This window comes from Caballeronia sp. BR00000012568055 (assembly GCF_029439455.1).
Taxonomy (GTDB): domain Bacteria; phylum Pseudomonadota; class Gammaproteobacteria; order Burkholderiales; family Burkholderiaceae; genus Caballeronia.
Window position 1 is genome coordinate 1 of sequence record NZ_JAQFVG010000163.1, and the last position, 1220, is coordinate 1220.

At 58.5% G+C, this 1220-nt stretch carries 3 protein-coding genes; all 3 read left to right on the forward strand.

What is annotated here, in order from left to right; genetic code table 11:
• Positions 1-59: 59 nt before the first annotated feature.
• Positions 60-578, forward strand: coding sequence for a hypothetical protein (locus P7F28_RS09255; RefSeq protein ID WP_277184215.1), 519 nt, complete (start codon positions 60-62; stop codon positions 576-578).
• Entirely contained in the window at positions 535-789 is a 255-nt protein-coding gene (locus P7F28_RS09260; protein WP_277184212.1) for a hypothetical protein, read from the forward strand. The genes P7F28_RS09255 and P7F28_RS09260 overlap by 44 nt, the downstream gene beginning before the upstream one ends.
• Positions 782-1220 (forward strand): DUF4400 domain-containing protein (locus tag P7F28_RS09265; RefSeq protein ID WP_277184213.1); only part of this gene is annotated, 439 nt, incomplete at its 3' end. The genes P7F28_RS09260 and P7F28_RS09265, both read left to right, overlap by 8 nt.

Below are 1220 nucleotides of genomic sequence, written 5' to 3' on the forward strand. Positions count from 1 at the left end.
ATCTCAGGAGGCGCGGTGTATCAAGGTCGTATTCCCATCATCGAAGGCTAATGAAAATTATGTCCGCTGCATATAAAAGCATCATCCGTGAGCATAGACTTTCGCAGAAGTTGATTCCGATTTACACTGTCTCGCCTGATCTGGAACTCACCTGCACACGGGTCGCCGATTACATTGGCGAAAGGTTTATAGGCAAGGAAGGGCCGCTCGTGGCAGAGATGATCACGTCTGCGCTCGCGGGATACAAGCGCACCAAGCGCACGGGAGATCCTCATATCGCCTTCATGCAGGGACTATTCGCGGACGCACAGGCACTCTACGCCCGTCGATATGTCGCGCGTCGCGGCGGGAAGCTCGCTGTGTGGTGTCCGATGACCGAGGCAATTCCCGAATTCGAGCAACGTCACCCTGACTACGTTTTCGAAATGGCCGACGAGCGCTGCCCCGACCACATTACGCAACGCACGGCAGCTTTTCAGCTGGCCGCCCGCGTGCTGCATGGCGAGCACTTCCGCCGTTACTTCGAGGAATACGATGTCGCTCACTGTTTCGACCATAGCGAAGTTGTCGAGAGTTGAGCGTCACATCGCGCAGCGCGCATGCGATACGGCGGCAGCATTCGACGGTGAAATTCACGCAGGCGTACCCGAGGAGTTCACCTACGGCGCGGGCGCTCGTTGCTATGCGCTCGCCACGATCGCGCAGTATCGCCCTGTAATCTTCTGGGGCGGCTTGGCCGCGTTGGCACTTATCCCTATCCTCGCTGCGGTAAAGGTGCTGCATGGCTAGCCGTTTCGGATCACATCTCAAAGTTTGGTTTTTGCTGGTGCCGGTGCTCTCGATCGCGGTCATGCCTGCCATTCCCGATCGAAGCCTGTTCGAGGTGCCCGAAGCGGAAACCGCTTCACTCATCGCCTCGGCGGGCCAGAAGCGGGCAAACGAAGCGGTACGGCAAGCCAACGAGACCTTCCGGCGTGCCTTCGTCGATAGCGGTCTGCTGTCTCGAACGCTCAATGCATCGGGGAGTGTGGGTGGCCTTAACGATGGTGGCTTTTCCACCTTCGCGCATACGTGGACCGAAAACTTTTGGCTGCTCGTCTATCGGATGTTGTTCCGCGCGATGGTGATGAAGCTGTGGATCGTGGGCACACTGCTATTCGCGCTCGGCATGCTCATCGACGGCACCGCACGGCGCAAGATCAAGGCGTCGGCGGCGGGCT

Excerpts from the sequence above, each read along its gene's own strand:
- P7F28_RS09255 (WP_277184215.1), top strand. The coding sequence starts at position 60 with ATGTCCGCTGCATATAAAAGCATCATCCGTGAGCATAGACTTTCGCAG.
- P7F28_RS09260 (WP_277184212.1), top strand. The coding sequence starts at position 535 with ATGTCGCTCACTGTTTCGACCATAGCGAAGTTGTCGAGAGTTGAGCGT.